9 protein-coding genes are annotated in these 13,026 nt (G+C 36.9%); 3 read left to right on the top strand and 6 right to left on the bottom strand.

Annotated features, from left to right (window positions below; all coding sequences use genetic code 11):
• Nucleotides 1-15: 15 nt before the first annotated feature.
• The 6 genes from BGC7_RS00300 to BGC7_RS00325 all read right to left on the bottom strand — a co-directional run bounded on the left by BGC7_RS00300 (nucleotide 16) and on the right by BGC7_RS00325 (nucleotide 10,228).
• A complete protein-coding gene (locus BGC7_RS00300) occupies nucleotides 16-4,590 on the bottom strand; it encodes a polysaccharide lyase family 8 super-sandwich domain-containing protein (protein WP_050699558.1) in 4,575 nt (1,524 codons plus the stop codon).
• A gap of 267 nt (nucleotides 4,591-4,857) precedes the next feature.
• Entirely contained in the window at nucleotides 4,858-5,814 is a 957-nt protein-coding gene (locus BGC7_RS00305) for a polyphosphate kinase 2 family protein (protein ID WP_050699559.1), read from the bottom strand.
• Between the two features lie 342 nt (nucleotides 5,815-6,156).
• Nucleotides 6,157-6,675: a gamma carbonic anhydrase family protein gene (locus BGC7_RS00310; RefSeq protein WP_050699560.1), complete on the bottom strand. Its 519-nt coding sequence runs from the start codon at nucleotides 6,673-6,675 to the stop codon at nucleotides 6,157-6,159.
• Nucleotides 6,662-8,080: a redoxin domain-containing protein gene (locus tag BGC7_RS00315; protein WP_050699561.1), complete on the bottom strand. Its 1,419-nt coding sequence runs from the start codon at nucleotides 8,078-8,080 to the stop codon at nucleotides 6,662-6,664. The genes BGC7_RS00310 and BGC7_RS00315 overlap by 14 nt, the downstream gene beginning before the upstream one ends.
• On the bottom strand, nucleotides 8,070-9,848 hold the full coding sequence (locus BGC7_RS00320) for an aminopeptidase P family protein (protein WP_050699562.1): 1,779 nt from the start codon (nucleotides 9,846-9,848) through the stop codon (nucleotides 8,070-8,072). Before BGC7_RS00320 ends, BGC7_RS00315 begins: the two co-directional genes overlap by 11 nt.
• A 23-nt stretch (nucleotides 9,849-9,871) precedes the next feature.
• Nucleotides 9,872-10,228: a bactofilin family protein gene (locus tag BGC7_RS00325; protein WP_050699563.1), complete on the bottom strand. Its 357-nt coding sequence runs from the start codon at nucleotides 10,226-10,228 to the stop codon at nucleotides 9,872-9,874.
• A 178-nt stretch (nucleotides 10,229-10,406) separates the two neighbouring features.
• Between BGC7_RS00325 and folB the strand changes: the two genes are divergently transcribed.
• Genes folB through BGC7_RS00340 form a run of 3 tightly spaced genes read left to right on the top strand, consistent with a single transcriptional unit; the run spans nucleotide 10,407 to nucleotide 12,863 of the window.
• On the top strand, nucleotides 10,407-10,760 hold the full coding sequence (folB, locus tag BGC7_RS00330) for a dihydroneopterin aldolase (protein WP_050699759.1): 354 nt from the start codon (nucleotides 10,407-10,409) through the stop codon (nucleotides 10,758-10,760).
• A 3-nt stretch (nucleotides 10,761-10,763) separates the two neighbouring features.
• Nucleotides 10,764-11,291: an RNA methyltransferase gene (locus tag BGC7_RS00335; RefSeq protein ID WP_050699564.1), complete on the top strand. Its 528-nt coding sequence runs from the start codon at nucleotides 10,764-10,766 to the stop codon at nucleotides 11,289-11,291.
• 54 nt (nucleotides 11,292-11,345) lie between these two features.
• Nucleotides 11,346-12,863 carry a DUF4301 family protein gene (locus BGC7_RS00340; protein ID WP_050699565.1) on the top strand — a complete coding sequence of 506 codons (1,518 nt, stop codon included), beginning with the start codon at nucleotides 11,346-11,348 and terminating at the stop codon, nucleotides 12,861-12,863.
• The last annotated feature ends 163 nt before the right edge of the window (nucleotides 12,864-13,026 follow it).

Below are 13,026 nucleotides of genomic sequence, written 5' to 3' on the forward strand. Positions count from 1 at the left end.
TTGTTTTTGCTTTGATTAGTTAACCAAAATAGTGAAGGTCTTTATTATACCTTTATTGTTTTGTAGTGTGACGATATATGCTCCACTCAATGTCGGCATAGGTACAGTTGTAACATTATCAGTAATATTATAGCTGCCAATATAGCTACCTGCCGTATTGTAAACTGAGACTTTGGCTCCGTTTGCTTGTTCTGTTGTCAGATTTGCTGATATAGTCAGATTCTGTCCCTCTTTTACCGGATTGGGGTAGGCTGATATCATTGCACTTGTCAATTCTACTTTTGATGGCCATGTTCTAAGTGTCTTATTGGTAACCTTATCTGTTACTTCAACATGATATGATGAGGTTTCACTCAGGCGTTCTCCATTTTTGCCTGCCGAATATGTCTGATGCATAGCACCCGGTATTGTTTCTCCGTTCTCGAACCATTGAAAAGCAGTAAATTCAAATCCGTGTGTCTGAGGGGTGTTTTGTACAGTCAATGTATTGTTCCATCTTACTGATACCAGATCTTTGAAGTTAAATCTCTTTTCGATACTTAATGTATATGATATTTCTTCGGCAGAAAATAGAATCTCGTGCATGCATGGTTTGCTAATATCTACGCTACTCGGTGTAGACGATGTGGTACCTGTTATTGTTATATCCAGTTGAGGGCTAGTATTGCTTTTATCTACTAAATAGTATGCTTTATTATCTGTGATATCTAATTGTTCGTCATTGATATAAATTTTCACTTCTTCTATTACTGGTTTTATTGTGGCTGTTAGTCCTTTGAGTGATGGTTGCACAAGTTCATATCTATTGGCATCGGCTCCTGTCAGTTTAAATATTCCCTGAGCTATAACAGTTTTGTTTTCTCCGGAGGTAGCATCTTCGAATCTTAATATCAGTTCAGAATCATCAATTTTTACATCATCGCTTGTGTTTACTCCTTCCAAAAGAGTATTTTCGATATCTAATTCAGCAAACAGGGATTCGTCAAATTCTTTATCTTTTACTTTTACTGTGGAGATGGTTAATTGGGGTATTACTTTTTTTTCGTAAAGGTTGAAAGTTAATTTAGGAATAGTTCTTTCATCCACATTTATTCCATCTAATTTATACTCTCTAGGGGCAAATACAGATACATACTTACTTGAGTTTCCTGCACTGGCACTGCCTTTTATATTCAAAGATATTTTTTCTTTATTCTCAGCTAACTGACTCTGTATATATTTAGTTATATCAAATATGGCAACATTTTTCTCATTATATCCCGATACTTCTTTATTGTTTAAAAATCCGGGTGTAGATGCTATAATTTCGTCTGTGACAGTAGGCCTTGTGTTCCAGTTTATACCGGTTGCCTTAGAATCGTTCCAATCGGTATTTACAACAGGTCTTACATCCCAATTTGTTTTATTTGCTTCCGGCTGGCAGTTATATTGATATAATGACATATAGGTTTCAATTTCGTATTTGCTTAAATCGGTATTCTTTAGCTCATCTAGTCCGAATAGTAAATAAATTTCTCTATGATAACCAGCCCCTCCGGTATTAACAAACATATCTGCATCTTCTCCATACCTTACTGCTGCCCCTCCTCCATTTTTTACGTATGCATCCATAATCACCTTTGATTCTTTCGATTCTTTTAAGACTCGTTTGTCAAATCCTTTGATGATAATTTGGGGATGGAAAGCTTCGTTCGCATGTTCTTTGGTTGCAAAGTCGGCATCGATTGTACCTCCTGCTGTTCCATTGTGGATCATAAGTGATAACTCTTTTTCTCCCGATTTGTATCGTTCTATGGCATAATCAGTAATGTTTATATTAATCATATTTGCCGGATTGAAATCGTCTCCTAGTGTACCATCGTATGCAAATGCTGCAATGCTACCGAGTATTTCTTCTTTAAAAGCAGGTTTGTTGTTCCATGTAACAGTACTCTCACTCCATTCTTCTGTGACAGGTTTCAGTACCCATGTTGTACTTGATATGCCGCTGTTAGTTCTTAAGAGATATAGCTTAATGCTGATTTGCAGGTCATATTTATTTAGATCATCTACCTTGTCTAAGCTTGCAAGGGGGATTTTGATAAATGCTTGTCTTCTCCATCCCGCATTCACATCATTTTTAATTGTCATACTGGTGTGACTTCCATAATTGGTATCTAGTGTTCCTGCAAGTTCATTGGCGAATGTGTCTTCTGTTGCCTCGGCACTATATTCGAAGATAGGTTGATCTGTTGGTTTTTCCGGCTGCTTGAAAGTATAGTCTTCTGCATTTTTATTAAATAATACTTTGACAGATTTTCCTTTATACGCTCCGGAAGCAGTATTGTCTACCGTAACGGCTTTTAACCCTTTGGTTATAGAAGGTATATCTATTCCAAAGTTTAGAACTTTTCCGGACTGAGCTACATCTGCTGTATGTATATCTGCTGTGCCCTTTTGCAGATCAATATTTTTGATCATGATAGCACCGGGCTGGTCAGCCTTAAGTATTAATTCTTCATTTTTGAATGTTGCCGGCTTACGAAATATTATCTGCCATATTCCAAGAGATTTATGTCTTATTGCTTGTATTGACTCACTGTTTTCGACAATTTCAATATCTTTTAGTTTGGTATTGCAATATTGTTGTATGCTTGCAGCATCTTTCATATTGGGAACTACAAAGTACAGGTATTCTGCATTTTTTGCTTTTTTACCGTGACTTAACCACAAGGCAAAGATGTCTTCTGATACTATATCGCTTGATTGGGAGTAATTTATGTCACTCCATGCCCCGGATTTAGTACCTGTTTCTAACCTTATTTGCCCTCCTTTAGGGAAAATATACCCAATGTTATTATGTATTACCCATTGTACATCATTGTCGTATTCTTTATTTACTCCAAGTCCATGTTTTTCCACAGCTCCAGACTTTGTGCCAACCAGGATTTCTCCTTTAAATAGACCTTGATTCACTGTTGTGATAAGTTCAAGATCGCCTAAGTCTGCGTGAGTAGCGTTGGATGTTAGTCCACTACCAAGACATACTATTTCTTCATCGAATAAGAACCATGCTTTGTCTGCTATAGTACTTATGCTAACTCTTTTTCCTTGTCTGTTATTTGTTGCCCAACTATCGCGCATAGTATACGCATAGGCTGAATAGAGGCTGTCTGTTACACCTCCCACAAAGGATTGTGTTCCAGGAGTTGATGTTCCGGCTGCCATGCTTGACTGAGAGTTTGGTATATGCCCTCTAGGTAGCAAGGGGTTGGTTACTCCCGGAAGTTTTGCCCAATCCCACACAGCATAAATATTACCATACTCCTCTCCATCTTGCAGGATAGAATTGCTTCCATCCGACATAAAATAAGTTTCATAGCCTTCGTCATTTCCCCACTCGCTGCGATAGGTGCGAGATGATGCTGTACGTATCGTATACTGATATTCCGGCCGATTGTGTGAGATAAAATCGCCAATATAATATAACTTACTAACCGGGTTTATACCCTCCGATGCGGGAGAAGTTCTTTCCAGATGTTTCGCAATGAGCTCATATTCGCTTTTGTGATTACTATCACTGCTTGCAAGGCTTTTTGCCATGGCTGCATCACCCGGACGTAAGGTATATCCGGATCGGGTTACTCCTCTGCCTGTAAGCATATAAGGAAAAGATCGCCCTCTCATAGTGCCGAAATAGGTTTCTCTGGCAAACTGGCTAAAAGTCTCAAGTTTGTCTGTTGCTATCTGAAATTGTGTTTGATCGAAAAAATCAAGAAAGGCAACTGTAGTTTTCATTAGTTCTCCGCCATACGAAGCTATTTGTAACTGACTTCCATGCTGGAAATACGATCCATCATATTGAATTCCTTCACTGGAAGGTGATACGGGTTGTATGGGATCGAAGGCATATTTTGCAGCTAACTTTAGAGTATCTGAGTTTTGGCGGATCAAAGCTCTGTTTAACCAATGAAGAGCCATGTCAGTCTTGTTTGGTCCTGCTTCGTTTGCCGGATTAGTTCTGGTTGTTGTCATAATTCTGTATAGTACAGAGTTTACCAGACTTTGATTTACCTTTCTCTCGCTTCCATATTCGAGATACAGTAAAGCGACAGTCATTGGCTTTGGAACACCGATGCTTTGTTGCCACCAATTGGTACTAGTTACATTTGCTTCGTGCCAGAAAGATAAAAGCTTTTCGAATTTGTCAAACAAAGCAGAATCTTTATAATACTTGCTGCCTTCTCGAGTGTATGCATCAGCCATAGCTCGCAAACGAGTAATATGTGTTGTTAAAGGCCACGAAGCTTGAGATCTGGATGTATAGTCTAAATCGGAAAAATAAGATCCTGTAACACTTCTGTTATAATAAGTTCCCAAATAATAAGTTCCCTCTGTATAGAGTAAGAGTAAGTTATCCACTTCTTTGTCTAAGCTTTGTAGTGATGTTGTTTCTTTATTATACTTGATAACTCTTTCTGCTATTATCTCAAAGTCATTTTTCTGCGCATAAAGTAAATTGTTAGATAATAATACAACAGAAATGAGTAAGCACAATCGGCCTATTTTGCTCAATGATAAAAAGGCATTACTGTAATAGTGGTTTTTCATATAATATATAAGTTAAAGATTAACAGTTAACAATATACTTGTTGTTATTCTATTGATTCAAGGTGTGTTTGGAAAAGTGTTAATCCGATTAATGCAAACATAAAATGATTAAAATGAATAGGTTTACTTATTTTGTTATTTTATTTACTTTTTTTAGTAATCCTGAAAAATTCGAGGCTATAGCTTTTTTAGTTGTTTTTATATATCAGCGAATAATAAAGCCCGATACTTTTAGGTATCGGGCTTTAATTTGTATGGGATTATATTCTATTTTTTCTCTACGTATTTGCTTCTTATAGTTTTTATTTTTGTCGTTTTACCTCTTTGAGTAACAGGGGGTACTTGTTTAATATCCAGAGCTTTTTTGGCTTCTTCTATTTTTTGTTTTGCCTCGTCGGATAGGATAGGGTAGTGAAGGTCTAGTGTTTCCATTTTTTTGCAAATTATCTCTCCTACTGCATATCGCATAAACCATTTATTGTCGGCAGGTATTACGTGCCATGGGGCTTCATCAGTCGATGTTTGTGTGAGCATATCCGAATATGCTTTCATATAGTCGTCCCAATATTCTCTTTCTTTGATATCTGCGGCAGAAAATTTCCAGTTTTTCGATTCATCTTCCAATCTTGCTAAAAATCGTCTCTTTTGTTCGTCTTTCGAAACGTTCAGGAAAAATTTGAGAATAATTGTTCCGTTTTCGGTGAGATGTTTTTCCATATCATTTATCTGTCTGTAGCGAGCTTTCCAAAACTTGTCGTCGATATCATCTACCTTGTTTATGTGTGGTAGTTTTCCATTCAGAACAATTGCCGGATGTACTTTTGCTACCAATACGTCTTCGTAATGCGACCGATTGAATATACCAATGCGACCTCGTTCGGGTAGCGATTTATAGATTCTCCACAGGTAATCATGATCCAGTTCCTCTGCTGAAGGTTGCTTGAATGAATATACCTGACAACCCTGAGGGTTGATGCCCGACATAACGTGCTTAACAGTTCCATCTTTACCGGCAGCATCCATTGCTTGAAATATTATAAGTATAGAGTAGCGGTCTTGGGCATATAATTTGTCTTGGAGCAAAGCTAGTCTTTCTGTATTTTCCTCTAATAGTTTCTTTGCTTCTTTTTTATTAAGTTCGGCCACATAATAGGATTCAAAATCAGAGACTTTATGTTTTTCACCCGGCTTTGCTATAATTTTGTTCAAAACGTCTTTTTTCATAATGAGTTGTGTGTTCTATGTGTTCTAATTGATTATAACGTTGTATATATTTTAATAAACATGCAAAGGATATAAAGAGTTCCGTTTATAACTAATAAATATATAACTTTTATCTTTCTCATTATGGTAAGAAGGCTAAGTGCTATTCCTATTATACCACAGATGCTTTCGGTAATTAAAATCCAGGTTGGGTACTGAAACATATATAGGATGCCCCTCCAGAGAAAAATTCTGTCTAAAGAATTATATAACCAAAAGGAGTTGAGAATAATTAATATTATCCCAACTCCCATATTGTATTTTGTTGATCTCATATTTTACTGAGACTTACTTTTCACTATTCTACTCCTCCTTAAACCAGCCAGAGTACATAAGATAATTCTTTGCGATTTTCTGATTCATCTCTTTGGCCTGATCTGCATCTACCTTTTTTACGAATTTGGCCGGAACACCTGCGTATATACTGCCAGGCTCTACCTGAGTGCCACTGAGTATAACAGAGCCTGCTGCAACTATGGCTCCTTCTCCTATTACTGCATGGTCTAGCACAATGGCTCCCATACCTATAAGTGCTCCATTCTCTATTTTTGCGCCATGTATAACTACATTGTGACCAATAGAGACATCATCACCAATTTCTACTACCGATTTTTGATACAATGTATGCAATACGCTTCCGTCCTGAATATTTACACGGTTGCCTATGCGTATCGAATTAACATCGCCTCTCAATACGGCATTGAACCAGATGCTACAGTCTTTGCCTATTACCACGTCTCCTATTACAGTAGCATTTTCTGCCAGATAGGTGTTTTCTCCTATTTCGGGAACAAATCCCCTTACTTCTTTAATTAGTGCCATTTTTATCTTTTGTATAATAGTCGAGAAGCTTTAACATATTCTGCTCGTCTATCTTTCTTGCTATAATAATTTTATCTTTGTTTAAAATGTAACTTGAGGGTATTCCGGTAGTGTCAAAAGACATCCAGTATTGAGATTTATATTCCATGTCTGCACAATTTATCCAGTCGGATAGGTTATTTTCTTTAACAAATGTCTCCCACAATTGTTTGTTCGATCCTATGTTTATTGCAATTACCTCCACTCCTTTGTCTTTATACTCTTTGTATAGCCCATTGTGCAATTTAGGAGTCTCTGTTTTGCAATGTCCGCAATCAGGATCATAAAAGTACAAGATTGTATAATCGGCAGCAATATCGTTAGTGTTAATTTTATCTCCGTTTATAGATTCAAGAGCGAGATTCTGAGCTTTCATGCCTATACGGTTATTTTTCATTATTTCGTACATGCTTCTTAGTTCCGAATACTGAGTTTGATCTATCCAATCTATATTTTTGTCTAAAATATAGTCTTCGAAGAGTTTTGCCCAAATGTTTTCATCACCCATTACTTTACTCGCTATCGACTCGTTTGTAAATTTTGACAACATTTCTTTGAAGCATTGGTCATTGTTTTGAGTTTTTCCTATCAGCTGACTGGCAGCGGCGGCAATAGAGTCGGGTGTTTGTACTACCCATTGACGCATATAGTTCTCTAGATAACTGGAGAAGAAGTTTGTTCTCCAAAATCGGGGATCTGTCAGGCTTATATTGTCGAAATAATGCTCTTTTGCATAAGAATTGTTCTCGTTCATTTCCTGCGCACTTTTAGGTTCGGGATATGGCAGGGTAATAGGCTCCAGCCCTTTTAAAAACAAGCTGCTCCAACTGTCTTTATTTAATGTTAGAGAGGTTGATACAAAAGTTTTTTTCTTCTGTTCCAGCTCGTCTACTTTTTTCTTTAATTTAGATAACTGCTGTTCAGTAGTTTTAGCATCCTCAATTTTATCCTTTAATCGATCTGCTTCCTGTACTATATTTAAATATTCTAAAAGAGTTTTTGTGTCTTCACAACCTGTAATTCTACTTTTTCGAAAATCTTTTTCGTTTATATAAAAATAGATGTTACCCTGTTCTTTATTTAATAACAGATCAATGTAAAAATTAGGCTTTATGTGTAAAAAGTATTGTCCGGAAGGATATTTACTTGGCTGCGAAAATATTCCTTTTCCTTCATCTGAAAGCGTAATAGAATCGACAGCATAAGTGTTTTCTTTCCAATATTGCCCCAGATATATTTTTTTGTCTTTTTGTGTTGGAATTTCAACTTCGAGATAAAATCCATTCTCTGTATTGTTTGTATTATTTTGAGCCTCCATCTTAGAAAAGAAGAGGAGGCTCAAAATTATCAGAATATTATATTTCATTCGTTTTTTCTTTTAACCATTGTTTTTCCTCTTCATTCAAGAGTGAAGCAAGCCGGTCGTATACAAATTTGTGGTATTCGTTAAACCATGTGATTTCTTTATCGGTAAGCATTTCTTTCACAATAGGTGTAGTATCTATTGGACATAGCGTTAATGTTTTGAATGAGTAGAAATCACCGAATTCTGTAGTGGTCTCATGTTGCGTTACTATTAGGTTTTCTATACGGATTCCATATTTTCCTGCTCTGTACAATCCCGGTTCGTTAGATGTGACCATGCCTATTTGCAAAGTGGTTGGATTTTCGTTCATCCTAATGTTTTGAGGTCCTTCGTGTACATTTAAGAAATGGCCTATTCCGTGTCCGGTTCCGTGCAAGTAGTTGAGTCCGTTATCCCAAAGGGCTTTTCGAGCCAAAATGTCGATCTGGCTGCCACGTGTCCCTTGCGGATATATTGCTGTTGCTATATTGATATGTCCTTTCAGAACCATTGTATAGTCTTTTTTCATCTGATCGGTAAGAGGTCCTACGGCTACAGTACGAGTTATATCTGTAGTGCCATCGAAATATTGAGCACCCGAATCAACCAATAAGAAGCCTTCTGCTTTTACAGCAAGCGAACTTTCCGGCGATACATGATAGTGTACAATGGCTCCATTAGGCCCATAGCCTGATATAGTATCAAAGCTTTCTCCTACAAAGTTTTGCTGTTGGCTTCTGTATTCTACCAGTTTTTTAGGAATATCAATCTCTGTTACATTGCCTTCGGCTACAGCTTTCTCTAGCCACATCAGGAACTTAACAAGAGCTACACCGTCACGTTGCATAGCGTTGCTGAATCCTTGTATTTCAACTTCATTCTTGATGCTCTTCATCAGATCGGCCGGAGATGGAATGTCTATAATTCTATTTCCCGATGGAATTGTGTTGTAAAGTCTGAAAGTGACTTTGTTACCATCGAGACAAACGGCTGTGTCTATTTTAGATACATAGTCGAATACCTTACCGTATTCAGCTATGACAACACCCTCCGATTTCAGATAGTCCACTATCTCTTTAGTTAGCTTTTGCGAATCTATAAAAAGCACGGTTTCCTTGCGTGAAACGTATGCGTAACTAACAGCTACAGGGTTGCATTTTACGTCGTTTCCTCTTATGTTGAATATCCAGGCAATGGTGTCGAGTGAAGCAACCAGTAACGATTTTGCTCCTTGTTTCTCAACGCTATCGCATATGCGTGCTATTTTACTGCTTGCAGATTCTCCTGTATATTTCTCGGGCAATACGAATATCGGATTCTTAGGGATTTCAGGTCTGTCTTGCCATATCGCGTTAAAAGGATCGTAGTCGCTTATTACATGAAGATTTTTGATATTCAATTTATGAATAAGGCTGAAAGCTTCTTTGGCAGCATAAACATTACCGTCTATTCCAACGTTTTCGCCTTCGCCCAGCTGTGTCGTTAGCCATTCTTCGATAGAAGGCGTCTGAGGAAGTCCTTCTTTGAATAGCTCTATTTCTGTTCCACCTAGTTCGCTTGTTGCTTGTAGAAAATAGCGGGAGTCAGTCCATAAGCCGGATTTTTCCCGTGTAACAACTATTGTTCCTGCCGATCCTGTAAAGCCACTTATCCACTCTCTCGATGCCCAATGGGATGCAGGGTACTCGCTCAGATGGGAATCTGTACTGGGGATAATAAAAGCATGGAGCCCTTTTTCTTCCATAAACCGGCGTAGTTCACCGATTCTTTTATTTATTTTATTACTCATACCTAAAATATTTTATGGTGTGTTTATTCTTCTCTATACATTGAGCATGTTCCTTCTATCTTAGCTCCGGGTTCGATCTCTAATGTCTGGGATATTATGTTTCCTGTGAATAAGGCAGAGGCTCTTAGTACAACACTTCCCGGACAATTAATGTTGCCATCCAAACGTCCCAGTATTTCTATATTTGTACACTTTATGTCTCCTGATACAACGCCGCTGGTACCGATTACGATCTTCCCTTTACAAGTAATATTTCCGATGGTTGTACCATCTATCCTGAAATCTTCTTCGGCGCAAATATCTCCGGTGATTTGAGTGCCTGTAGCAAGGATATTGTGAGTGCTAGCAGTTATTGATATAACTTCTTTGATTTTTGCCATGTTTAATATAAGTGTCTTTTGAAAAACAAACTTAGTTAAAAATCATCAGAACTCTTCTTCTGGAATATATAAAATTCGTTATTCTTTATTAGTTTGTGAACCTTTTGTGTTTGTGTATTATCTTTTTATGAAAAGATTGGGGCATCTTTTGTTATCTTTGTCTCAAAATGTAAAATACATGAAGAGTTATATCTTGTTAGAAAATCTGGTTTTTTATGCCAATCATGGAGTCTTTGAACAAGAAAAGAATGTTGGGAATGTTTATATTGTCAATCTGAAGTTAGATGTTGATCTGGGAAAGTCTTGTGCTTCCGATAATTTGACCGACACTGTAAGTTATGCAGATGTGTATGCAGATGTGAAAGAGCAAATGATGTATCCTTCTAATCTACTAGAGCATGTGGCTAAGAGGATTGTAGATTGTCTGAAAAACAAATATCCTACAATAAGGACTGTAGAAATAAAATTATCGAAACGAAATCCTCCTATGGGCGGACAACTCGACTATGCGAGTGTTTTATTGATAGATTGATGTATGCGAGTAAAAAAGATAACTGACCTGAACCGGATCTCTGTTGAAGAATTTAAAGAGACGAAAAAAACACCATTGGCGATAATTCTCGATAATGTGAGAAGTCTGAATAATATAGGCTCTGTATTTCGTACTTCTGATGCTTTTTTGGTTGAATCTATTTGTATTTGCGGGATTTCGGCCACTCCTCCGAATATAGAGATTCATAAAACCGCACTAGGGGCAGAAGACTCAGTCGATTGGAAATATTTTGAGACAACGCAGGATGCTGTAGCTTACATGAAAGAAAAAGGGTTCTCAATTTGTGCTGTTGAGCAGGCCGAAAATAGTATAATGTTGGATGAGCTGAAACTGAACAAAGAAAAAAAATACTGTCTTGTTTTGGGTAATGAAGTAAAAGGTGTACAGCAAGAAGTTGTGAACCTATGCGACTTTTGTGTCGAAATACCTCAGCGAGGGACTAAGCATTCTTTGAATGTTTCAGTTGCTACAGGAATTGTAATATGGGAATTTTTCAAGAAATTAACGTGATTTTCTGATATTATTGTTAATTTTGCAAAATAACATTAATGGCATAACAGAACTATGATGAATGAATCAGAGTTGCTTCGTTTGAAAGAAAAAGGTATATCGTTAGAGGACTTACAAAAACAAATTGATCATTTCAAAACAGGTTTTCCGTATTTGGGAATAGCAGCCCCAGCCTCCGTGGAAAAAGGTATTGTAAGAATACAACCTGATAGTGAACAACAATATTTGGATGTCTGGGATACCTATACATCATCAGATAAACGTATTGTGAAGTTTGTGCCCGCATCCGGAGCGGCAAGCCGTATGTTCAAGGACTTGTTCGAGTTTTTGGATGCACCATATCAAACACCGAGTACAGCCTTTGAAAAAACTTTTTTTGAAGGATTGTATAAGTTTGCTTTTTTTGAAGATTTAAATGCTGCTTGTTTACATAATTCGGGTAAGGGGATTCCAGAATTGCTTTCGGTAGGAGATTATAAAACAATCGTTGAAAATCTTTTAAGCGAAAATGGCTTGAATTATGGTGCTTTACCTAAAGGGTTACTGAAATTTCATAAATATGGCTCATTTGTACGTACTCCGGTCGAAGAACATTTGGTAGAGGGTGCATTATATGCCAAGAATAAGAAGGGGGAAGTGAATATTCACTTTACCGTATCGCCTGAACATAGAGTCCTGTTTCAGAAATTAGTAGACGATTGCAAAACAAAAATGGAGAGCGATTTGTTTATAAATCTAAATATTGGTTTTAGCGAACAAAAACCTAGTACCGATACTGTTGCAGTAGACTTAAATAATGAACCTTTCAGAGATAAGGAGGAACTGGTATTCAGGCCTGGGGGGCATGGTGCTTTGATCGAGAATTTGAATGATTTGGATGCAGATGTTATATTTGTTAAAAATATAGATAATACTGTTCCTGATAAATTTAAGAAAGAGGAAACCAAGTACAAAAAAATATTGGCAGGGGTGCTGATAGATACCCAACAAAAGATTTTTGAATATCTAAAACTGATTGATAGCGGCAAATATACTCATGATGAGTTGTTAGAGATTCTTTATTTTCTACAGAATGTACTGAATATAAAAAATCCGAATACAAAGTTGCTGGAAGACGCAGAACTTGTTCTTTATCTGAAAAGAAAATTAGATCGTCCGTGTCGGGTTTGTGGTATGGTGAGAAATATTGGAGAGCCTGGAGGAGGGCCATTCTTGGCTGTTAATTCTGATGGTACAATATCCCCACAAATCCTAGAAAGTTCGCAAATAGATATGTCCGATCCGGAGAAAAAAGCGATGTTTTTGAACGGGACACATTTCAATCCGGTGGATATTGTCTGTGGTGTAAAAGATTACAGAGGTTATCATTTCAATTTGAAAGATTATGTAGATAACAATACGGGTTTTATTTCCATAAAGTCTAAAAACGGTAAGGAGTTAAAAGCCTTAGAGTTGCCTGGGCTATGGAATGGTGCGATGTCCGATTGGAATACAATTTTTGTTGAAGTGCCTATAAGTACATTTAATCCAGTGAAAACAGTGAATGATTTATTGCGAGAACAGCATTTATAAACGACTTCTCTTTTGATTTTAGATGAAGAAGTGACTGATAAAAGAATGAAAAGTTATTCTAAATTTTGTTACTTCTAAAAAAAGAAATATCTTTGCAAATAATTTGAATGCTTAAAACATTGTCAATATATATTCCTTTGATCATTCTAATGAGGAATAACGC

The organism is Dysgonomonas sp. BGC7 (assembly GCF_001261735.1).
GTDB lineage: Bacteria > Bacteroidota > Bacteroidia > Bacteroidales > Dysgonomonadaceae > Dysgonomonas.

What these genes read in the sequence shown, in the direction of transcription:
- BGC7_RS00315 (WP_050699561.1), bottom strand. Translation starts at nt 8,080, where the DNA reads ATGAAATATAATATTCTGATAATTTTGAGCCTCCTCTTCTTTTCTAAG.
- BGC7_RS00325 (WP_050699563.1), bottom strand. Translation starts at nt 10,228, where the DNA reads ATGGCAAAAATCAAAGAAGTTATATCAATAACTGCTAGCACTCACAAT.
- BGC7_RS00310 (WP_050699560.1), bottom strand. Translation starts at nt 6,675, where the DNA reads ATGGCACTAATTAAAGAAGTAAGGGGATTTGTTCCCGAAATAGGAGAA.
- BGC7_RS00335 (WP_050699564.1), top strand. Translation starts at nt 10,764, where the DNA reads ATGCGAGTAAAAAAGATAACTGACCTGAACCGGATCTCTGTTGAAGAA.
- BGC7_RS00340 (WP_050699565.1), top strand. Translation starts at nt 11,346, where the DNA reads ATGATGAATGAATCAGAGTTGCTTCGTTTGAAAGAAAAAGGTATATCG.
- BGC7_RS00300 (WP_050699558.1), bottom strand. Translation starts at nt 4,590, where the DNA reads ATGAAAAACCACTATTACAGTAATGCCTTTTTATCATTGAGCAAAATA.
- BGC7_RS00305 (WP_050699559.1), bottom strand. Translation starts at nt 5,814, where the DNA reads ATGAAAAAAGACGTTTTGAACAAAATTATAGCAAAGCCGGGTGAAAAA.
- folB (WP_050699759.1), top strand. Translation starts at nt 10,407, where the DNA reads ATGAAGAGTTATATCTTGTTAGAAAATCTGGTTTTTTATGCCAATCAT.
- BGC7_RS00320 (WP_050699562.1), bottom strand. Translation starts at nt 9,848, where the DNA reads ATGAGTAATAAAATAAATAAAAGAATCGGTGAACTACGCCGGTTTATG.